Origin of the sequence: Microbacterium sp. NPDC088619 (assembly GCF_044752825.1) — a bacterium.
GTDB lineage: Bacteria > Actinomycetota > Actinomycetes > Actinomycetales > Microbacteriaceae > Microbacterium.
Map to the genome: position 1 here is coordinate 832,690 of NZ_JBIVLZ010000002.1, position 21,042 is coordinate 853,731.

Genomic DNA, 21,042 nt, shown 5'->3' on the forward strand with positions numbered 1-21,042 from the left:
GAACGCGTGGTCGCTGTTTGTCAATGCCCTCCACGCGCACGCGGAGCAGACGTACCGTCACGACATGGACCAGAACACAGGACGCACCCCGCACGCCGAGCAGCCCGCCGAAGGATCCCCCGAGGCGATTCCCGAGCACAACACCGCTCCTGACGGCCAGTCGTCGACTGGTTCGGAACGCCACCCCGACGGGCTCGACGGCAACGCCCAGGGCTCGAACCAGGGCGGAGCCATCCAGGGCGACAGCTCGCACGGCGAGTCACCTCGCGGAGCCATTCAGGGCGACGCCGACGAAGAGAACGCTCAGGGCGCAGCCCAGGGTGGCGCGATCCAGGGCGACAGCTCACACGGCGAATCGCCCCGCGGAGCGATCCAGGGCGATGCGAGCCCCGACCGCGACGCCGCGCTCGGCGGAGACGAGAACACCGAGGACCAGCTGACCGCCGACAACGATGTCGAGCGCGACACCCTTCGCACACTCGATCCGGACGACGCTCCCGCCTGAGCGCCGACGGCGTGAGCGAAGGGGCGGATGCCGCGGCATCCGCCCCTTCGTTGCCGTGATGCCAGGCGCTGCACTCGGCTCTCGACTATCCGCCGGATCGACCCCTGTAATGCCCCGTGGTCCAGCGGCCGGCGCGCCACTCCCCCGGCTCCCAGACGCGGTTCGTGAACGGCCGGCCGATCGCGTGGGAGCCTTCGAAGCGTGGCAGATTCTTATAGCTCAGGTCATCGCGCTGAATCTGCTGAACGAACCGCTCGGCGAAGGAGCCGATGCGGGTCGGCATGGCGCGGAGCTGCGGCGTCACCATTCCGACGGGCACCTCGTCGATGGCCCCCTGAACCGCATCGGGGAGCGCCCGCGACATCGTGCTGAGGTTGGTCACGAAGGCTCCTCGCGGGATTCCGAGAACGTCAGCGGTTCGCATCAGATTGCGGCTTGTGATCTTCCGATACTGACGCTCTTTGCCGTACTTCACCGCAGCGCTGGACTTGTACGTGACTCGATCTTCTGGCCAGATGCCGTGCGCCGAGATGAGGTCATACGCGGGCGCGAGTCTGGTGGCGTTGCCGGCATGCAGCAGGCTGTGATTCTTCGCATGCGCGTCAACGCCCGCGACGAGCAGGTTGTACGCGAACAGCTGGGCGAACTCGAGCTTGTCGTCGACGCGATACGCCGGGGACGAAGCGCTCTCCACCAGCTCCACCATGTCGGCCATCGTCGGACCTCCGTCCTCCTCGTACTTGCGGGAGGGATAGACGCCCAACGCCTGACAGAAGTCCTCTTGGTGCACGCGCACCACCGTGCCGTCTGAGGCGAGCCTGCGGTCGAACCTCGTTGTGACGAATGCGGGGAGGCCCTCGAAGTCGAGAATCTCGACTTTCGCTGCACGGATGCCGAGAGCGCGCGCGGCGCGCATCGTCACGAACTCCACGGCCTGGACGTGCGCGTCCGTCTGACCCGAAGCGAGCACCATGCCGGGCTTCACGATGTGTGTGCTGGCCGCGCGCCCGTTCGGTTCGAACCATCCGCCGCCGATTCGGGCAAGTGCGAATTTGCCTTGATTGCCGCCGAGTGAGAATCGGCTCTCGTCATCGTCGCCGTCGTCGACCCAGTGATCCGGATCATCCAAGATGGCGCGCACGCGTCTCGCGATATCGCGGTCCGTGAGCGGGGACAGCTCACCGGGGTCCGAAGGCACCACACTCTCGGGGACGACCTGCACGGAGCCGGGCGCGTCTTCTCCCATGTGGGCGAGCAGACTGAACGGATCGATACGCCGCTCGCCGAACTTCGCCGCCCACCGGCTTCGCACCTCATCGGCGTCAGGAAGCAAGTTCGATAGCCACGGCATCACGACGTCGGGGCCGTGCGCGAGGGCAGACATGGGCATGCTCAACGACAGGGGCGTCGAGTTCCGCTCAGAAACGTATTCCTCGTCGTAGAGAAACTCCACCTGATCCTGCTCGCCGCGCAGGAGCTGTCCCGAGAAGCGGCCGTCCAGCCAGACATCGAGAACGTCGGTCATCACAGGTCTTCAAACAGTCCGTCAAGGATGTCAGAACGTTCGCTGCGCTCCAGGGACACGGTGAAGCCGAGCGCCGCAGCAACATCGACCGCCGCGCTGAGCGAGGGGTCTACCTTGCCCATCTCAAGGTCGTGCACCCAGCGCCTGCTCTTGCGCACAGCCCTCGCGAGTTCGTCCTGCGTGAGGTTCGTCCGCAAGCGCTGGCTGCGCACGAATGCTGCGAAGGCAGTACTCGATGGCATCTGCATTGCCAATCCTCCTTTGTGCAGGATACTTCACATTCATCTACATGAGAAGAATACTTCACATTGATGCAGATGAGAAGTATTCTTCTCGCCGCCGAAAGAGGGCATCCCTCACCGAATCGTCCCGGCGCGCACGAGCAACCGCCGCACTCCGATGACGCCTCCTGCCACCGCCAGTTCGCCGGCGATACGGGCGCCGAGCGTCGCCAGCAGCACTGCGGGCACCAGGTGCTCTGGCGAGAACACCGGCAGCGCGACGAGGAACAGCACGACACCGGCGGCCGCACCGGCCAGAAGGATGCGGCGCGCGCTCGCCGTTCTTCCCCGTTGCAGCGGCAGGACCAGATCGAGCGCGACGGCGGCGCACACCATCGGGACCGCCGCGATCGGGCCGATCGGCGAGATCACCGACGTCAGCAGCCCCGTGACCGCAGCCGTGAACGTGGCCATGCCCGGCACGCGGGTGACCACGCGGGCGAGCAGCGGCATCGCGGTGTGCACGGCGGCGACGAGTGCGTACGCAGGGGGAGACGACGCCGCGAGCAACGAGGTGATGGGCACGACCATGACGAAGATCAGCGCCTGAACCGCGGCGAATGCTGCGCTGATCAGCAGCGCGCTCGTCGGCACTCGCTTCACGGTTCTCGGTCGAGCCTCATGCATCTCACCAGCCTAGATCCGCGCACCCGCCGCGCGGATTCGCGACCGAAGCCCTCTGCCGCGCGAAGACCACCCATGTCCCTCCCCCACCGATCTTTCGGAATATCGTAGAGACGCACACCATCCGGGGAGGAGACGATGCCAGCATCCGCCGCGCCCGTGCATGTGGACGTCCCCCGCATGCCGAGCGATGTCACCTCGCGCCCGAGACTCGTCGCCGCGTTGGAGAACCGCAGTCCCCTGACGGTGCTGCGCGGCGCATCGGGGCTCGGGAAGACGGTCGCTCTCGTGGAATGGGCGCGGGCCACCACGTCGACGATCATCTGGGTCACGGTCGATGCGAGAAGGTCAGGCAGCGACGAACTCGCCCGCGACGCTCTCCGCGCATTGGCTCGCAAGGGTCTGACCGGCTCGTCCGGCGACGAGCTCCTGCACCCCTGGACCGACGTCGCACAGTGCCTGAACGAGACGGCGGAGGAGCTCGTCCTCGTGCTCGACGATGCCGCGAGCCTGTCGCCGGAGAGCACCTTCGACCTGTGCCGGACGGTCGCCGCGGCGCCTCGTGCACGCGTCATCGCGGCGACGAACCGGCGCAGCGCCTTCGACGGCGACGGGTTGAGCCTGGTGATCGATCGCACGCTGATAGGACCGGACGACCTGCTCTTCGACGCCGAGGAGATCTCGCGTGCTCTGGGGATCGACGAATCCGACGCAGCGGACATCCTCCAGGCGACGGGCGGGTTCCCTGCGCTGATCCACGCGGCCTCGAAGCGGTCGGCTCGCGGCGACGACCCGACCTCGGCGGTCGAGGCCGCCTCACCCGCGGTCGAGGAGTACATGCAGTCACGCCTCGAACGCTCAGGCATCGACGGCGACGGCCTCACGGCCTTGGTGCGCATCAGTGTCGCCGATGCCGTCGACATCGCCTCGGCGCGTGCACTGTCGGGTGTGGACGAGATCGAGGACGCCCTCGACGACGCGGAGGCCTTCGGTCTCGGAAGCTGGTCGGCCGACCGCCTGTTCTCCTTCGCCCCGGTCGTCCGCACGTTGCTGCGCCGCGAGCTCGTGCGGTCGCACGCCGATGAGCTCTCGCGCCTCATGAACCTGGCTGTCGAGGGCGCGCTCCAGCGGCGAGCACCCATGGATGCACTGCAGCTCGCCATCGAATACGACGATCTCCCGCTCGCGTCGCACGTGATCATGTCGGGGTGGAGCCAGCTGCTCGACCACCACGGACCTGCCGCAGTCCGCCTGCTGCGCCGTCTTCCGGTGTCACGCCTCAAGGACCAGCCGCTCATCGCCATGCTGCTGGCCATCTGCTACAACGCCAGCAAGCTGAGGCGTCTGCGCGGCCTGCAGCTGATGCGGGTGGCGATCTCGGCAGCGAACTCCCGACGCAATGATGTGGCGACGACCGAGCGCGTGTTCATCTGGGCCGCCGAGAGCGCCGCTCTGCGAGTCATCGGGATGTCGGAGCGCGCCGCTCAGGTCGCCGCCCGAGCACTGAGCCTCTACCGCGAGACGCCGGAATCGGTGTGGCAGCCGTATGCCCTGGAGATGCCGCTGCTCTGCACGCATCTCGGCATCTCCCTCTACTACGGCGGACGAGAGGATGCCGCGATCGAGTGCTTCGAGAACGCGGCGGCGCTGGCGGCGTCGCGTGACCTGAGCAAGGCCTTCCACAGCATCGCGCTGCTCAGCGGCATCCACGCTCTGAACGGCGACATGCCGGAGGCGCGCCACTATGCCGAGCTGATCCGCGAGAGCTCGTGGGAGCAACAGCAGCGCGACGGCTACCGCGGCACCTTCTACCGCGTCGCAGAGGCGCTGCTCGCCGTCGAAGACGGCGACGTGGCCGCCGCCCGCGAGCACGTCCGAGTGTTCGGCCCTCATCGCTCGACCAGCGAGCACTGGGCGACGATGGGGCTCGCTGAGGCATGGGTCGCTCTGCACGAGGGCAGAGCCGCGGCCGGACTCGAGCAGCTGGAGTCACTGCGCAGACTGCGGAAGCGCGAGACGGCGAGCGCCCACGCACGGCACGTGCTCAGCCGCGCGCGGGCGCTGTTGTATCTCGCCGTCGGCGACGTCGCCGCGGCTCGCTCGACGCTGCGCCACGATGCGACGCCCGACGAGTTCGGCACGATCGTCGAACGCGCGCGCCTCGCTGTGTTCGAGGGCGATGCCTCCGAAGCGGCTCGGATGCTGGCGCAGACGAGACAGGTGCCCCAGACCGCGCGTCAGCGCGCCGAGGCCGCGGCGGTCCAGGTCGCCGCCCTGCGGCGAACCGCCGGCGCGACCGCGGCCGGCAAGGCGGCGGCCTCCCTGCGAATCCAACTCGACGATCGAGAGCTGACGACGCCGGTCTCTCTGTTCGGCCCCGAAGACGTCGAGCTTCTGCAGGACTCACTGGCGACCCGCGACTCCGGGCGCCTCGTGACCGCGGTGCTTCCTCCGACATCCGATCGCCCGCGTCTCTCCGCCCGTGAGCTCGTCGTGCTGCGCGCACTCACCTCGGGTGCGTCCCTGCAGTCGATCGCGGCCGACCTGAACGTGTCGCAGAACACCCTCAAGACGCAGCTGCGGAGCATCTATCGCAAGCTCGATGCGCGCAATCGTGCCGACGCGATCGAGCAGGCCGCGAAGCACGACCTGCTCTCCGACCACTGAGCCTCGACCGCCGCAGGAATCGGATCACGGCACCGAGCGACCCTCGGCACCTGAGGGGGTAGGTGCCGAGGGTCGCTCTTCGTGCGGGTCGCTCAGCCGATCGCTGCGCGACGGCGCAGGATCAGGAGCGCTGCTCCCCCCAGGAGCAGGGTCAGCGCGAGCACCAGCACCCAGGGTGCGAGCTGACCGCCCGTGATCGCCAGCGGTGACTGGACCGGATGCACCGTGGCGCTCTCGACGACCGGGAGAGGCTCGTCCCCCGGGCTCGTCACCAGCGCCGTGGCCACGTTCTCGAGCGTGGCACCGGCAGCATCGGCATCCACGGTCACCGAGTAGGTGACCGTCACCGTCTCGCCCTCGGCGAGGGCGCCGACCCAGTGCAGCTCGGTGCCCGTCACCACGGGCGCCGTGACCTCGTGGTCGCCGACCGCCGCGGTGACGACGCCGGTCAGTGCCGCGTGGTCCAGCACCTTGGCGAGATCGTCGCTGACGACGACCTCGTCGAGGTCGGTCTCACCGGTGTTGACGCCGGTGAGCGTGTAGGTGACCACGCTGCCCACCGCGACGACGGTTCCGGAACTCACGTTCGCGGTCTTCGCGAAAGTGAAGCCCGGAGCACCGACACGGTGCTCCGTCGACGCCGGAGGCGGCGTGAGCTCCGCACCGCCGGGGGCGATGGCGCTGCCCTCGGCAACGTTCGAGATCGTCGCACCGCCCGCGTCGGCATCCACCGTCACGGAGTACGTGATCGCGACCCGCTCGCCGATCGCGAGAGCACCCTGCCACGAGAGCTCGTCACCGTCGACGGTGGGCGCCGCGACGGGCGTGCCGTCCACGGCAGCCGACACATCGCCGTTGTAGGCGGCGTGAGCGAGGACGTTCGACAGGTCGTCACTGATCGTCACCGGGTCGAGCGCGGTCGCACCGGTGTTGATGCCGGTCACCGTGTAGGTGATGACGCTTCCCGGGTCGACACGGGTTCCCGAGGCCGGGTCGGCCGTCTTGACGAGCTCGAATCCGGGCTCGTTGATCGGGTTCACCGTGACTGCAGGAGGCGTCTCGATGGGCGGCACTCCTCCAGGAGGAGTCGCGCTGCCCGTCACGGAGTTCTCGAGCGTCTCGCCACCGGCATCCCCGTTCACCGTCACCGAGTAGGTGATCGTGACTGTCGCGCCGATCTCGAGCGCGCCGGTCCACGAGAGCGTCTCGCCCGCGAGTGCCGGAGCAGCCGCCGGCGAACCGTCGACCAGGGCGACCGCGTCGTCGTTGAACTCGGCGTCGTCGAGCACTCCGGACAGGTCGTCGAGGATGGCGACGGGATCGAGCACGGTCTCGCCGGTGTTCACGCCCGTCACCGTGTAGGTGACGACGGTGCCGGGGTCGATGGCCGTGCCCGGAGCGGGAGCGGCGGTCTTCGATACCGAGAAGCCGGGCTCGTTGACCGGGTTCGAGGTCGTGACCGGAGGAGGTGTGATCTCCTCGCCGCCCGGAGGCGTCGCGACGGCGGTCGCCGAGTTCTCGAGCAGTTCGCCGGCGGCATCCGGTCCGACCGTCACCGAGTAGGTGATGGTGACAGTCTGTCCGATCGCGAGCGCACCCGTCCAGGAGAGCTCGTCGCCGTCGACCACGACAGGAGCAGCCGCGCCGCCGACGATCGTCGCGACGGGAGTGCCGTCGAGCGACGCGTGATCGAGGACGCCCGAGAGGTCGTCGACGATCTCGACGCTGTCGAGCGCCGTCTCGCCGGTGTTCACGCCGGTCAGCACGTAGGTGATCACGTCACCCGGATCCAGCGCGGTTCCGGATGCCGGATCGGCCGCCTTCGAGAACTCGAAGCCGGGCACGTTGACCGGGTGCTCGGTGATCACGGTCGGCGGGACGATCGGCGTGCCCGGTGCCGTCGGGCTCTCGGGGTCACTCGGATCGGTCGGCACCAGCGGGGTCGCCTCGCCCGTCACCGTGTTCGTGATGGTCTCGCCACCGGCGTCGCCGTCGACGGTCATCGAGTACGTGATCACGACGTTCTCACCCGGCTCGAGCGAACCGGTCCAGGCGAGGGCGCTGTCGGCCACCGTGGCGGTGCCGCGCGTGGCACCCACATCGTCGTTGTACGAGGCGTTCACCAGCACACCGGCGAGGTCGTCCGAGATCTCCACCGGGTCGAGCACGGTGTCACCCGTGTTCGTGCCGGTCACGGTGTACTCGATCACGCTGCCGGGGTCGACGGCGGTGCCGGTGACCGGGTCGGCGGTCTTGCTGACCGCGAAGCCGGGCGCGACCACGGGGTGCTGGGTCGTCGCAGGGGGCGGCGACACCGGAGAACCCGGGGTGGTCGGGCTGTCAGGATCGGTCGGGTCCGAGGGGATCAGCGGCGTGGCCTCTCCCTCGGCGACGTTGCGCAGCAGCACACCGGTCGCGTCGTCATCCACGGTCACCGTGTAGGTGATCACGACGTCATCGCCGGCACCGAGCGCGCCCGTCCAGCTGAGCTGGGATCCGGTCACGTCGACCGTGCCTGTCGTCGCCGACACGTCGCCGTTGTAGGCGGCGCTCGCGAGAACGGCCGACAGGTCGTCGGTGATCGCTGCGGGGTCGAGCACGGTGTTGCCCGTGTTCGTTCCCGTGACCGTGTACTCGATGGTGTCGCCAGGGCTCACGGCCGTTCCCGATGCCGGGTCAGCGGTCTTGGTGACCTCGAAGCCGGTGTCGACGACGGGATGCGTGGTCTCGACCTGCGGCGGCGTGATCGGCGTGCCGGGAGTGGACGGACCCTCGGGGTCGCTCGGGTCCACAGGGATCCGCGGTGTGGCCTCGCCGTTCACGACGTTGCGGAGCAGAGCGCTCTCGACGCCGGCGTCGACGGTGACCGAGTAGCGGATCGTGACGGACTCACCCTGCGGGATGGAGCCCGTCCAGGTCAGCGCGCCATCGGCCACATCCGCGCTGCCGCGGTCGGCCGTCACGTCGTCGTTGTACGCGGCGTCATCGAGCACGGCTGCGAGGTCGTCGGTGATGGTCACCGGCGAGAGGTCGGTGTCGCCGGTGTTGGTTCCGGTGACCGTGTACTCGATCGTGTCACCGGCCGACACCGCGGTGCCCGATGCGGGGTCGGCGGTCTTGCTGATGGTGAAGCCCGATCCGAGCACGGGGTGCTCGGTGACCGCCGTCGGAGGGACGATCGGCTCGCCGGGGATCTGCGGGCCCGTCGGGTCGGCAGGGTTCGGCGTCGTCGGGGTGGCAGTGCCTGAGGCGACGTTGCTGAGCACCTCGCCTGAGGCGTCTTCATCGACGGTCACCGAGTAGGTGATCGTCACGACCTGGCCAGCCTGCAGCGTGCCGCTCCAGGCGAGGTCGGTGCCGGTGCCGGTGAGGGTGGCTGCCCCGGTGAGCACCGGGATGCCGTCGATCGCGGTCGCGATGTCGGCATTGTATTCGGAGTGCGCGAGCACCTCGGCGAGGTCGTCGGCGATGGATGCCGGGGAGAGAGTGGTCGCGCCGGTGTTGGTACCGGTGACGGTGTAGTCGATGACCTGGCCCGGCTGCACCACGGTGCCCGAGGCGGGGTCGGCGGTCTTGATGACGGTGAAGCCCGCGACCGGGTGCTCGGTCGTGACGGCGGGCGGAACGATCGGGTCACCACCGGGAGGGGTGCCCGAGGCGGTGACGCTGTTGGCGATGCTCTCGCCCTCGACACCGTCGTCGACGATCACCGAGTAGGTAAACGTCATGATCTGCCCCGGCTCGAGGGCTCCCGTCCACATGAGCATGCCGTCGGCGATGGCCGCGCCGCTCTCGACGAGTTCGATGCCGTCGACGGTCGTCGAGAGGTCGTCCTGATATTCGGCGAACGAGAGGACGCCGCTCAGGTCGTCGGCGACCTCGACGTCATCGAGCACCGTATTCCCGGTGTTCTCAACCGCGACCTGATAGGTGATCCGCTGCCCCGACTGCACGACTGTGCCGTCGGCCGGGTCGGAGGTCTTGCGCAGGTCGAGCCCAGGCGCGAGGCGGACGTTGGAGTAGACGCAGGTGACGTCGGTACCGAGAGGGCCGGCAGGCTGGGTGACCTCTCCCGTGGCGCTCACGGCCACAGGAGTGGTCGTGCCGTCTCCGTTGACCTGCTCGCAGACGAGAGACGTGTCGTAGCCTGTCGGATCGGCGGAGCCCGAGGCGGCCTCTGCGAGATCGAACGTGTCTCCCTGGTTCGTGAAGACCGGGCCGGCGTAGTCGCGCTGGACGCCCGGCTCGTCACCGGTCGTCGTGACCGAGGTCTGCGGAACGCTGTATCCGGCGGGCGACTGGATGCTGAGCGCGAACTGGTCGGTCGGTGCGTGGCGTCCCTCCGGCAGGTCCTTCTTGAGCGTGAGGGTGTTCGGGAAGGTGCAGCTCGACATGTCCGTCGGCGAGAAGCTGCCGAGCGGGGTCGTGTTGACCGTCTCACCACGGGGAAGGTCGACCTCGATGATGCGGTTGCCTCCGCCGGAGACCGAGACGAAGATGTGGCCCAGGTTGCCGAAGGCGATGCCGTTGCCCTGCACACCGTCGCCGAGGTCGTGCACCTGCTTGGCGTCGATGGTGGCGGTGCTCGAGACGAGCTCGGTGGGCAGGTCGGCGGCGTAGATGTCCTGGTCGGCGACGAGCACCAGCTGGCCGGAGGCGCTGAAGGCCATGTCGCCGTTCGCGCCGAAGGCGCTGCTGCCTGCGGTGGGACGCAGCGTGCCGACCTGCACGTAGGTCTGCGGGGTGACGCCCTCGTTCCAGGCGTAGATGTTGATCGCGTTGTTGGCGGTGCCGCTCGCGAAGTAGTAGACCCCGGTCGCCGGGTTCACGGCACCACGCAGGACGGCGGAGCTGAGCGTGAACGAGGTGCGCGTGGTCTGATCGGCGACCCGGTCGTGCTTCGCCAGCACCTTGTTCGACGAGGTGTTGGTCACCGTGTACGCGTAGCGACCGCCGGCCGAGATGCCGAGGCCGTTGTCGGAGTGGTCGGTGCCGAAGCTGACCGTGCCCAGGGTGCCGCCCTCACCGGGCGCGCCTCCCTGCTCGTTCACTGCGAACTCGCGGATCTCCGTCGAGCTCTGCACGAAGACCGCCCCGGGCGTGCAGAGGAACGGGTCGGCGGCTGCGGCGGGGGCGGCCGTGACCGTACCGCCGATGAAGACCATCGACGACGCGACGACCGCAGTGGTGACGAGGCCGCTGACGAGCTTGCGTGCAGTCCTCCCCCAGCGTGGCGTCGCCTTATCTGTCTCGGTCGGTTGATGGCGCTTTCGCGCACCACGAATAATCACGACTGCTCTCCCCTTGTCGCATCCGGTGCGCGCTCGCGCACACGGGGCCCGCCACCCCCTTCGGCGGCATCCCGGAGCGCTGTCGACTGACTGCGCGCTCGAATCGGGCCTCGGCAAGACTGCCGTGCGGGCGGGTTCCTGCCCGGCCGAACGGGCTGAATTCACCCCCTGTTTTCACCCCTTGAGCGCGACAGCGAGACCGAGGCGGCGCGGAAAGGGGGGAACGGGCCTCAGACGGCCGGAGAACGCGCGGAGCTCGCCGCTCTCAGCGGCTGTCGGCCTCGTCTGCGTCCCACATCGTGTAGAGGATGACACCCGTCGGCAGACCGTCGAGAGACTTCACGAGTTCGCTCTCGACCCCCACGATGCGCCCTGTCTCCACGCTGACGAACAGGGTCTCGACGCGTTCGGGGATGACAGACGACATCTGCAGACCGATGACATCTCGTCCCAGCCGGTCGTTCGTCTCGCCCCGCACCGAGATGCCGTCCGCATCGGCGAGGATCTCCAGCAGCGTCGCGTGCTGCTCGTCGTTGAGGGTCCAGTACCCGAACAGGCCCATGATCGCGGCGGCGAGCTCGCCCGACGACGACTCGGGCGTCGCGCCGAACACGGCGAGGGCGCTCTCCAGATCCTCCCGGGAACTGCCACGGAGCTCCTGCGCCGCAGGCGGGAGGGTGAACTCCTCAGGCGGGGTGACGACGGTGTCGATGACCTCACCGGGCTCGTACGGACTCGGCTCGACCCCCTCAGGGCGGTTGCCGTCGGGCCACAGCGAGTCGCCCGCGATGATGGTCGACGTCGCCGTCTCTCCGGGGGCCCACGTGAAGGTGATCTCCTGCGGGACGATCTCGACCCGCTTGTCCCCCATGTCGACGTTCCATCCCCATGCGACCGAGCGCACGCGGGATTCCTGCTCGACGTCAGGCGGCGCCTGCAGTGCGTCTTGTGCGTCGGCGAACACCTCGGCAAGCGCAGGCGCGGCCGTGTATGAGAGAGGCGGTGGGGTGAGCGCCATCGCCGGCTGAGAGGGAGTGAGCACGGTGACCGCCACCAGCACGGCGACCGCCATCGCGGCCGTCGCCGTCGTCACGCCGGCCCACACGATCCCCCGTCGTGAGCGGCGAGGAGCGCGGCGGAAGGTGCCGCGGATGATGCCCTCTCGTATCGCGATCTCCGCGGCAGAGAGCGACGGGCGGTCGGCGAGATCCGACGCAGGGCTCATCGCACGGAACAGGCGGTCGATCTCGACGTCTGAGACGCTCATGACTCACCGCCCTCGAGAAGAACGCGCAGCTTGTGTCGGGCACGCGTCAGCGTCGTCCACACCGCGGCTTGACTCGTGCGGAGCACATCCGCGACCTCTCCCGCGTTCAGCTCATCCCAGTACGTCAAGACCACCACCTGGCGCTCGCGAGCGCTGAGCGACGCGACCGCCTGCCGCAATGCGAGCGCCTCCAGGGGATCCAGCGGTGTGGCCGGGTCGGCGAGTCCTCGTGTCAGCGCCTCGAGCGCGCGGTCGTGCGAACGAGTTCGGCGGGTGCGGTCGCGGAGCTTGTTGTTCGCGGTGCGCAGCAGCCACGTCAGAGGCATCGGCCGAGCCGGGTCGAGTTTGCGCCACGCGACGACGAACACCTCAGCGGTCAGCTCGTCCACTTCGTCGTGGTTGTCGACGTAGCATTCGATGTGCCGACGCACTCTGGGCCAATGGTCGTTGAAGACCTTGCGGTAGACGACCTCCTTGGATTCCGGTCCGTGGCCGGTCGCGGACGTCGCGGAACTCTCCCGGGGTCGGCCGAACATTCCGGCGGTTCGCAGGACGTCGACCGGTCCGGTCGCGCTGCCTGCGAACACCACAGCGCCGAATGCGTGTCGGAGCATCGGCGACCCTTTCCTTCGTCGGCGTGGATGGGCGGGTGGTCTTCGCAGGCTACCTGCCCGTCACAGGTTGCAGCGCAGGGTGCTGGTGCCGGCGCCGACATCGACGCCCGTTCCCGCGGCCGCTGTGCCGAGAATGGTGCCCGCAGCGCTGCGCGCCTGCACCGAACCCGACGAGCGGGCGTTCGCGATGGAGCCGACGCTCGCGAGAGCGGAGGTGCTGACGACGGTGCAGATCCCGAAGCTGATCTTCGTGCCCGTGCGCCCCGGTCCGGCGTAGGCGCAGTAGTTTCCTGTGGCACAGGTGCCCACCGAGCGGCTCATGTCGGACGCGGCCGTGAGCACCATGCCCAGCGCCGGCCATACCACCGTCGTCTCGTCGACGACGATGCCGCCGGGGACTGCGTCGATGGCGTACTCGACATCGGGATGGAGTTCAGGCTCGGCTGCCTGCGCGGGTGAGGCCACCCCAGCCAGGAGGATCACCGCGGCGGCGATGGCGAGGAGCTTGTTCTTCATTCTGATCCGATCCGGGCAACAGTCATTGCACGTATCCAATGTCTCTCTGCCACGGACGCGCGACCAACGCCCGCGCCCGCGCCTCTTTGCAGCTGACGCGACTTCCTTACAGAATTTCCGAGATCCGCTGACCCAGACGAGCACGAGGGCGTCGACAGGGTGCGCAGGCCTCTGGGGGCTGACCTCCGCCGGCGACTGAAAAGCTCCGCACATCGCGGATGCCGATGCGGCGCACGAGAGGCGGGTGTAGGTTGCGGAGATGGAGCCGATCCGAGTGGGCCTCGTGGCAGATCCTGCTTCACCCACGACGGTCGCGCGTCGGATGACCGACCTCACGCCGCCGCTCGCCGCCGCGGCCGACGATTGGATCGTCGAACTCGTGAGCGAGCCGTTCACCCTCGGGTCTGAGGACGTCGATGTCGCCCTGGAGCGCCTTCGTGCACACGCCGACCAGAACCGCTGGGATCTCGTCATCGGCGTCACCGAGCTTCCGCTCCGGGATGATGACGGCCGCTATCTGCTGGCGGCGATCGATCCTCGACGCCACTCCGCAGTGTTGTCGCTGCCCGCTCTGGGCGGGTTTCGGGTGCAGAGCCGCGCCCGCCACGCGGTGCGGGGGCTCGTCGACGGGATGGCTGAGCCCGCCTCGCCTGAGGAGCAGCGCCTGCCGCTCCCCGGACTCAGTGCCCGTGGGCGCGTGCTTCTGGGAATGGTGCTCGCCAATCGTCCATGGCTGCTCGCCGCCGGGCTCAAGTCCGCGCTGGTCGCGGCCCTCGCGACCGGCGCGGTGGCGACGATCGAGCCGACGGTGTGGTCGCTCGCCAGCTCGCTGTCCGGCTGGCGTCTGGTCGCGGCGACGGTGGCCTCCATCGCGATCATCATCGCCTGGATCGTGATCGACGGCAGGCTCTGGGACCGTCCAGACGACGACTCGCCTCAGGCCCGTGAGAGATCCCGTCTCTACAACACCTCGACGCTGCTGACTCTGACCATCGGCATCGTCATCTGCTATCTGGCGCTGTACGTCGTGAACCTGGCCTGGGCGCTCTTCGTGCTCGACACGGCGGTGATGAGTGCATCTCTCGGCCGAACCGTCGAAGTCGGCGACCTGTTCGTACTCACCTGGTTCGTCGCGTCGGCGGCGACCCTCGGCGGGGCGTTGGGCACGGGCTTGGAGTCCGACGATGCGATCCGCGCCGCCACCTACTCGAAGCGCGAGGAGGAGCGACGAGCCCGCCTGGCCGACGAGCGCGACTGAGGCGGCGCTGCGCCGTGACTGCCATCGCGCACTGCCCGCTCACCGAAATCGCGGCGAGCGCCCGGGGACGACGAAGGGGGCGGATGCCGCAGCATCCGCCCCCTCATCATGTTCAGCGCAGGACTCAGAAGTCCCAGTCGTCGTCTTCCGTGGCCTCGGCCTTGCCGATGACGTAGGAGGAGCCCGACCCCGAGAAGAAGTCGTGGTTCTCGTCGGCGTTCGGCGAGAGCGCCGACAGGATCGCCGGGTTCACGTTCGTGACCGTCGAGGGGAACATCGCTTCGTAGCCGAGGTTCATCAGCGCCTTGTTGGCGTTGTAGTGCAGGAACTTCTTGACGTCCTCGGTCAGGCCGACGCCGTCGTAGAGGTCCTGCGTGTACTGCACCTCGTTGTCGTAGAGCTCAAACAGCAGGTTGAAGGTGTAGTCCTTCAGCTCCTGGCGGCGCTCTTCGGTCTCCTTCTCGAGACCCTTCTGGAACTTGTAGCCGATGTAGTACCCGTGCACGGCCTCGTCGCGGATGATGAGGCGGATGAGGTCGGCCGTGTTCGTCAGCTTCGCCTTGGACGACCAGTAGATCGGCAGGTAGAAGCCCGAGTAGAACAGGAACGACTCGAGCAGGGTCGAGGCGACCTTGCGCTTGAGCGGGTCGTCGCCCTGGTAGTAGTCCATGATGATCTGAGCCTTCTTCTGAAGGTTCGGGTTCTCAGTGGACCAGCGGAACGCCTCGTCGATCTCCTTCGTCGACGCGAGCGTCGAGAAGATCGAGGAGTAGCTCTTCGCGTGCACAGACTCCATGAACGCGATGTTCGTGTACACGGCCTCTTCGTGAGGGGTGATCGCGTCGGGGATCAGCGACACGGCGCCGACGGTGCCCTGGATCGTGTCGAGCAGCGTCAGACCGGTGAAGACGCGCATAGTGAGCAGCTGTTCTTCGGGCGTCAGCGTGTTCCACGACTGGACGTCGTTCGACAGCGGCACCTTCTCAGGCAGCCAGAAGTTGTTCACCAGACGGTTCCAGACCTCGAGGTCCTTGTCGTCCTGGATGCGGTTCCAGTTGATCGCCTGAACGCTGTCGACCAGCTTGAGCGGGGGGTGAGGAGTCATGTTCTCGTCGTTTCTTGTGGTCAGGGCCGGATCAGAGCATGCACGAGACGCACTCGGTCATGTCGGTGCCCTCGAGCGCCATCTGACGCAGACGGATGTAGTAGATCGTCTTGATGCCCTTGCGCCATGCGTAGATCTGAGCCTTGTTGATGTCACGCGTCGTGGCGGTGTCCTTGAAGAACAGCGTCAGCGACAGGCCCTGGTCGACGTGCTGGGTGGCGGCGGCGTACGTGTCGATGACCTTCTCGTAGCCGATCTCATATGCGTCCTGGTAGTACTCCAGGTTGTCGTTCGTCATGAACGGCGCCGGGTAGTAGACGCGGCCGAGCTTGCCTTCCTTGCGGATCTCGATCTTCGACGCGATCGGGTGGATCGACGACGTGGAGTTGTTGATGTACGAGATCGAGCCGGTCGGCGGCACCGCCTGCAGGTTCTGGTTGTAGATGCCGTGCTCCTGGATCGACGACTTCAGCGCCACCCAGTCGGCCTGCGTCGGGATGTGCTTGCCCGCGAAGAGCTCCTTGACCTTCTCGGTCTCGGGCACCCAGGCGCGCTCGATGTACTTGTCGAAGAACTCACCCGACGCGTACGTCGAGTCCTCGAAGCCGTCGAACGCCTGCTTGCGCTCGATCGCGATGTTGTTCGAGGCGCGCAGCGCGTGGAACAGCACCGTGTAGAAGTAGATGTTCGTGAAGTCGATGCCCTCTTCGGACCCGTAGTGGACGTGCTCGCGGGCGAGGAAGCCGTGCAGGTTCATCTGTCCCAGGCCGATCGCGTGCGAACGGTCGTTGCCGTCCTCGATCGAGCGGACCGAGCGGATGTGGCTCTGGTCGCTGACCGCGCTCAGCGCGCGGATCGCCGTCTCGACCGTCTGGCCCAGGTCATCGGCATCCATCGACAGCGCGATGTTCATCGAGCCGAGGTTGCAGGAGATGTCCTTGCCGATCTGGTCGTACGAGAGGTCGTCGTTGTACGTGGTCGGCGTGTTCACCTGCAGGATCTCGCTGCAGAGGTTGGACATGTTGATGCGGCCCTTGATCGGGTTGGCCTTGTTCACCGTGTCCTCGAACATGATGTACGGGTAGCCCGACTCGAACTGGATCTCGGCGATCGTCTGGAAGAACTCGCGCGCGTTGATCTTGGTCTTCTTGATGCGCGGGTTGTCGACCATCTCGCGGTACTTCTCGGTGACCGAGATGTCGCCGAAGGGAACGCCGTAGACCTTCTCGACGTCGTACGGCGAGAAGAGGTACATGTCCTCGCCGTTCTTCGCGAGCTCGAACGTGATGTCGGGAACCACGACGCCGAGCGACAGCGTCTTGATGCGGATCTTCTCGTCGGCGTTCTCGCGCTTGGTGTCGAGGAAGCGCATGATGTCGGGGTGGTGCGCGTTGAGGTACACCGCACCGGCACCCTGACGGGCGCCGAGCTGGTTGGCGTAGCTGAAGCTGTCTTCGAGGAGCTTCATCACGGGGATGATGCCGGACGACTGGTTCTCGATCTGCTTGATCGGTGCGCCGGCCTCGCGGATGTTCGAGAGCAGCAGAGCCACGCCGCCACCGCGCTTGGAGAGCTGGAGAGCGGAGTTGATGCCGCGGGCGATCGACTCCATGTTGTCTTCGATGCGCAGCAGGAAGCAGCTGACGAGCTCGCCGCGCTGTGCCTTGCCCGAGTTGAGGAAGGTCGGCGTCGCGGGCTGGAAGCGGCCGGAGATGATCTCCTCGACCAGCGCGACCGCCAGGTTCTCGTCGCCGCCGGCGAGACCGAGGGCCGTCATCACGACGCGGTCTTCGAAACGCTCGAGGTAGCGCTTGCCGTCGAACGTCTTGAGCGTGTAGCTCGTGTAGTACTTGAACGCGCCGAGGAACGTCTCGAAGCGGAACTTCTTGCCGTAGGCGAGGTCGTTGAGCTTCTGGATGAACTCGAGCGAGTACTGCTCGATCACGGCCGGCTCGTAGTACTCCTTCTCGACGAGGTAGTCGAGGCGCTCCTTGAGCGAGTGGAAGAACACCGTGTTCTGGTTGACGTGCTGCAGGAAGTACTCGCGCGCCGCCCGCTTGTCGGCGTCGAACTGGATCTTCCCGTTCGCGTCGTACAGGTTCAGCATCGCGTTGAGAGCGTGATAGTCCAGGCCCTCGTAGGTCGGGTTCATCTTGAACGCCACCGTGTCTGTCACTGAGTCGGTTCCTGCCTGCTCGTCAACTGCGGTACCCACCGTCGCTCCAATCCGTCGCTCACGCGATCTACATCGTCTTGTGTGCCGAAGATCTCGAGCCGATACAAGTGAGGCACGTTGCACTTGCGGCTGATGATGTCACCGGCGAGACAGAACGAGTCGCCGAAGTTGGTGTTCCCCGCGGAGATGACTCCGCGGATGTGTTTCCGGTTGCGCTCGTCGTTGAGGAACCGGATGACCTGCTTGGGCACCGCGCCTCGTTCGACGCCGCGCCCCTCGCCCCCGCCGTAGGTGGGGGTGACCAGCACGAAGGGCTCGTCGACGACGAGATCTTCCTGCTGTCGGAGAAGGGGAATGCGTCGGGCCGGGAGCCCGAGCTTCTCGACGAAGCGCGCGGTGTTACCCGAGGCGCTCGAGAAGTAGACCAGGAGCGGCGCGGCGGTCGCGACGGCGCTCATGGCGGATCACGCCAGACGCGAGGCGAGCTCGTCGATCTTGTCGGGACGGAAGCCCGACCAGTGACCCTCGTCGGTGACGACGACGGGCGCCTGCATGTAGCCGAGCGCCTTGACCTGCTCGAGCGCAGTGGCGTCTTCCGACAGGTCGAGGATTTCGTACTCGATGCCCTTGGCGTCGAGCGCGCGGTAGGTGGCGTTGCACTGAACGCAGGACGGCTTCGTGTAGACCGTGATCGACATCTTTTCGCTTCCCCTCAAATCTCTGGCCTGCATCTGAATCAGGCTGTTTTCCGGTAGACCCTCACCGGGATCTCAATACTACATATAGGTACGGACATTCAGGGTGACCACTAGGGGTAGTAGTTACATACGTGTAGTTTTCCACCGCTCTCCACTGGTACAACACAGGTTCTCCACCGTTTCTTCCACAGGCTCAGGGCCCTCGAGAGCACCCCCGAACCGCGAGAAATCGCGGCTGGGAACGACCTGTGAGAGATCCATCCACAGGTCGGACCATACGACCCGCCTCCGACATCGGATTTTCTGTGGAAACTCGGTTTGGGCGTGTCGCGGCGTGTCGGGGAGGAGCGGCTTAGACGGGCGTCCGCGGCTCCCGGTAGCGTTGACCCGTGGCGGGATATCGGGACCTTCTTCGCACGCCCGGAGTGGCGCGCATGATCGCTGCACAGTTGACCGCTCGCTTCCCCAACGGAATGACCTCGCTCGCGATCCTGCTGCACGTCGAACAGCAGACCGGCTCATACGGCTCGGCGGGCCTCGTGCTCGCTGCGACCAGCGTCGGGCAGGCGGTCGCCGGCCCGATCACGAGCCGGTGGATGGGCGCCTGGGGAATGCGCCGCGTGCTCACCCTCACACTCAGCGTGTGCGTGGTCGCGGTGCTGGGCCTCGCACTGCTCCCCCTCGACGTCCCCGGGTACATGGTCCTCGGCATGATCGCCGGCCTCTCGACGCCGCCGGTGCAGGCCGCGGTGCGCACCATCTATCCGAAGCTCGTGAACTCGACACAGCTCACACCCCTCTTCTCTCTCGATGCCTCGCTGCAGGAGATCATCTGGGTGCTGGCCCCCGTCGTGATCACGCTCGTGTCGACGCAGATCGGCACCGCCGTGGGTCTGCTGCTCGTGGCGGTCGTGTTGGTGGGCGGCGGAGCGTGGTTCATCCTCTCCCCCGAGGTCGGCCGCGTGCGCATCCCGCGCAGTCGCAGCGCCCTCGGCAAGGTCGTCCTCAAGCCGCCGGTGCTGCTCGCCACCGTCATCGGCTTCCTGCTCATCGGCGCGTGCTCGGCCGTCGAGGTCGGTGTCGTCGCGACCTTCGAGCACGGCAGCCTGGCTGCCGGCCTCGTGCTCGCGGTGTTCGCCGTCGGCAGCCTCGCCGGCGGACTCTCGTTCGGACACATCCCGATCGGGCCCTGGGCGATGGCCCGCCGCCTCACCATCGTCACGGTCGGTCTCGCACTCACCATGTTCTCCCTGAACGAGTTCTGGCTCGGCGGCACCCTGATCGTCGCAGGCATCGGAGTCGCTCCGGCTCTCGCCGTGCTGTTCGCCATCACGACCGCGAGCGTGAAGTTCAGCGAGACCGCCGAGGCCTTCGGATGGGCCGGCACCGGTCAGCTGATCGGCGCCGCCGCCGGCTCTGCAGTCGCGGGCTTCCTCGTCGATGCGACGGATCCTCGCGGCGCCTACCTCGCCGCGACGCTCTTCGCCGCCGCCGGCCTCGTCGTCTCGATCGTCTTCGTGCGCTCCTTCCCCGATCTGCGTCATCGCGATGCGAGTCCTCACCCCGATACCGAACCCCTGGCGGTCACCCCTTCATGAGCTCAGCGTCCTCCCCCGCATCCACCGCCCCCGAGGTCGTCTGCGTCGGCGAGTCCATGGGACTCGTCACCGCCCTGGGCGCACCTCTCGCCGAGACCGAGACGGCAGCACTGGGGCTCGCCGGCGCAGAGGGCAACGTCGCCGTCGGACTCGTCGCGGCGGGGCACCGGGCCGCCTGGGCGTCGCGCCTGGGCGACGACCCGATCGGGGTGCGCATCTCGACCGAGCTCGAACGTCGAGGCGTCGACCTCTGGGTGACGACGGATGCGGGTGCGCCGACCGGCGTCATGTTCAAGGATCCGGGCACCGAGTCATCGTCGGTCTACTACTACCGGCGCGGGTCGGCCGCGTCGCTGATGGAGCCCGGCTTCCTCGACGCCGCACAGCTCGCCGGCGTCCGGATCGTCCACACCACCGGCATCACCCCGGCGCTCTCGCCCACCTGCCGCGCGATGGTCGATCAGCTGTTCGTCGACGCTCGCGCAGCCGGCACCCTCGTCTCGTTCGACGTGAACGACCGCCGCGCGCTGTGGACGATGCAGGATGCGGCCGCGACGCTGACCCGCCTCGCGGATGCCGCGGACATCGCCTTCGTCGGCCGCGATGAGGCTGAGCGCATCTGGGGCACCGCGACTCCCGCCGAGATCCGCGCCCACCTTCCGCACTGCGGGCTGCTCATCGTCAAGGACGGCGACATCGGCGCGACGGCGTTCCACGGCGACGACGAGCCTGTGTTCGTGCCAGCCCCTCGGGTCGAGGTCGTCGAGCCGGTCGGCGCCGGCGACGCCTTCGCAGCCGGGTTCCTCGCCGCGACTCTCGAGGGCGCAGAGCTCGCCGAGCGCCTCTCGGCCGGGCATACCGCCGCTGCGCGCGTGCTGACGACGCACGGCGACCTGCCTCCTCTCGGCTGACCCGCG

General features: G+C 67.5%; 16 protein-coding genes. 5 read left to right on the plus strand and 11 right to left on the minus strand.

All coding sequences use genetic code 11. The annotated features are described in order from the left end of the window. Window positions 1-64 precede the first annotated feature (64 nt). On the plus strand, window positions 65-505 hold the full coding sequence (locus ACIP5T_RS18620) for a hypothetical protein (RefSeq protein WP_400866881.1): 441 nt from the start codon (window positions 65-67) through the stop codon (window positions 503-505). 85 nt (window positions 506-590) lie between these two features. Here ACIP5T_RS18620 and ACIP5T_RS18625 read toward each other — a convergent pair whose 3' ends face one another. From ACIP5T_RS18625 to ACIP5T_RS18635, 3 genes are all read right to left on the minus strand, one after another. Beyond that, entirely contained in the window at window positions 591-2,030 is a 1,440-nt protein-coding gene (locus tag ACIP5T_RS18625) for a type II toxin-antitoxin system HipA family toxin (protein ID WP_400866883.1), read from the minus strand. Continuing rightward, window positions 2,030-2,278 (minus strand): helix-turn-helix transcriptional regulator, encoded by a 249-nt coding sequence (locus tag ACIP5T_RS18630; protein ID WP_400866886.1) that lies wholly within the window; start codon window positions 2,276-2,278, stop codon window positions 2,030-2,032. Before ACIP5T_RS18630 ends, ACIP5T_RS18625 begins: the two co-directional genes overlap by 1 nt. Window positions 2,279-2,386: 108 nt before the next feature. Beyond that, the gene (locus ACIP5T_RS18635; protein ID WP_400866889.1) at window positions 2,387-2,938 is read right to left on the minus strand and encodes a hypothetical protein; all 552 of its coding nucleotides are present in this window, start codon (window positions 2,936-2,938) and stop codon (window positions 2,387-2,389) included. Between the two features lie 135 nt (window positions 2,939-3,073). Between ACIP5T_RS18635 and ACIP5T_RS18640 the strand changes: the two genes are divergently transcribed. Beyond that, window positions 3,074-5,602: a LuxR C-terminal-related transcriptional regulator gene (locus ACIP5T_RS18640; RefSeq protein WP_400866892.1), complete on the plus strand. Its 2,529-nt coding sequence runs from the start codon at window positions 3,074-3,076 to the stop codon at window positions 5,600-5,602. Between the two features lie 92 nt (window positions 5,603-5,694). Here ACIP5T_RS18640 and ACIP5T_RS18645 read toward each other — a convergent pair whose 3' ends face one another. The 4 genes from ACIP5T_RS18645 to ACIP5T_RS18660 all read right to left on the minus strand — a co-directional run bounded on the left by ACIP5T_RS18645 (window position 5,695) and on the right by ACIP5T_RS18660 (window position 13,290). Beyond that, window positions 5,695-10,893: a beta strand repeat-containing protein gene (locus ACIP5T_RS18645; protein ID WP_400866895.1), complete on the minus strand. Its 5,199-nt coding sequence runs from the start codon at window positions 10,891-10,893 to the stop codon at window positions 5,695-5,697. A gap of 265 nt (window positions 10,894-11,158) precedes the next feature. Then, the gene (locus tag ACIP5T_RS18650) at window positions 11,159-12,160 is read right to left on the minus strand and encodes a hypothetical protein (RefSeq protein ID WP_400866897.1); all 1,002 of its coding nucleotides are present in this window, start codon (window positions 12,158-12,160) and stop codon (window positions 11,159-11,161) included. Further along, window positions 12,157-12,774: an RNA polymerase sigma factor gene (locus ACIP5T_RS18655; RefSeq protein ID WP_400866900.1), complete on the minus strand. Its 618-nt coding sequence runs from the start codon at window positions 12,772-12,774 to the stop codon at window positions 12,157-12,159. The genes ACIP5T_RS18650 and ACIP5T_RS18655 overlap by 4 nt, the downstream gene beginning before the upstream one ends. Window positions 12,775-12,834: 60 nt before the next feature. Then, on the minus strand, window positions 12,835-13,290 hold the full coding sequence (locus tag ACIP5T_RS18660; protein WP_400866902.1) for a hypothetical protein: 456 nt from the start codon (window positions 13,288-13,290) through the stop codon (window positions 12,835-12,837). A 259-nt stretch (window positions 13,291-13,549) separates the two neighbouring features. Here ACIP5T_RS18660 and ACIP5T_RS18665 point away from each other — a divergent pair, with 259 nt between their 5' ends. Then, complete coding sequence (locus tag ACIP5T_RS18665) at window positions 13,550-14,548, plus strand: hypothetical protein (protein WP_400866904.1); 999 nt, start codon at window positions 13,550-13,552, stop codon at window positions 14,546-14,548. A gap of 124 nt (window positions 14,549-14,672) precedes the next feature. Here the strand turns inward: ACIP5T_RS18665 and nrdF are convergent, their stop codons facing one another. Genes nrdF through nrdH form a run of 4 tightly spaced genes read right to left on the minus strand, consistent with a single transcriptional unit; the run spans window position 14,673 to window position 18,527 of the window. Continuing rightward, entirely contained in the window at window positions 14,673-15,653 is a 981-nt protein-coding gene (nrdF, locus tag ACIP5T_RS18670; RefSeq protein WP_091226104.1) for a class 1b ribonucleoside-diphosphate reductase subunit beta, read from the minus strand. Window positions 15,654-15,684: 31 nt separating this feature from the next. Further along, complete coding sequence (gene nrdE, locus ACIP5T_RS18675; RefSeq protein WP_400867024.1) at window positions 15,685-17,805, minus strand: class 1b ribonucleoside-diphosphate reductase subunit alpha; 2,121 nt, start codon at window positions 17,803-17,805, stop codon at window positions 15,685-15,687. A gap of 20 nt (window positions 17,806-17,825) precedes the next feature. After that, window positions 17,826-18,287: a class Ib ribonucleoside-diphosphate reductase assembly flavoprotein NrdI gene (gene nrdI / locus ACIP5T_RS18680; RefSeq protein ID WP_400866907.1), complete on the minus strand. Its 462-nt coding sequence runs from the start codon at window positions 18,285-18,287 to the stop codon at window positions 17,826-17,828. Window positions 18,288-18,293: 6 nt separating this feature from the next. Continuing rightward, the gene (gene nrdH / locus ACIP5T_RS18685; RefSeq protein ID WP_042537838.1) at window positions 18,294-18,527 is read right to left on the minus strand and encodes a glutaredoxin-like protein NrdH; all 234 of its coding nucleotides are present in this window, start codon (window positions 18,525-18,527) and stop codon (window positions 18,294-18,296) included. Window positions 18,528-18,916: 389 nt separating this feature from the next. Here nrdH and ACIP5T_RS18690 point away from each other — a divergent pair, with 389 nt between their 5' ends. Beyond that, window positions 18,917-20,125: an MFS transporter gene (locus ACIP5T_RS18690; protein ID WP_400866910.1), complete on the plus strand. Its 1,209-nt coding sequence runs from the start codon at window positions 18,917-18,919 to the stop codon at window positions 20,123-20,125. Then, window positions 20,122-21,036 (plus strand): sugar kinase, encoded by a 915-nt coding sequence (locus ACIP5T_RS18695; protein WP_400866913.1) that lies wholly within the window; start codon window positions 20,122-20,124, stop codon window positions 21,034-21,036. Before ACIP5T_RS18690 ends, ACIP5T_RS18695 begins: the two co-directional genes overlap by 4 nt. Window positions 21,037-21,042 lie beyond the last annotated feature (6 nt).